The sequence below is a fragment of the Paraburkholderia sp. 2C genome (assembly GCF_054589215.1).
This window is the reverse complement of sequence record NZ_BAAILL010000058.1, coordinates 1-229: the sequence shown is the minus strand read 5'-3', so window position 1 is coordinate 229 and position 229 is coordinate 1. Positions and strand designations below refer to the sequence as shown.

The window sequence follows — 229 nt, the reverse complement described above, 5'->3', positions numbered from 1 at the left end:
TTCGTCGTTGCTGTGCGAACCGAGCCAGCTGCCGTCGTCGAAAGTTGCACGCCGGTACCATTCGCCGTCCCATGCGTCACGCTCCAGCGCCTCGCGTAACCGCACCGCATGCGCGCGCCAGCGCTCGCCACGCGCCGGGTCGTGCGATTGGGCGAGCGGTGCGAACAGGTCAATGGTCCGCAACAGCAGCCAGCCGAGCCAGACGCTTTCTCCATTGCCGTTTGCGCCG

General features: G+C 67.2%; 1 protein-coding gene. It reads right to left on the bottom strand.

The genetic code is table 11. The annotated features are described in order from the left end of the window. A partial coding sequence (locus ACYPXD_RS28900; protein ID WP_459719768.1) for a GH36-type glycosyl hydrolase domain-containing protein occupies positions 1-229 on the bottom strand: 229 nt, incomplete at both ends.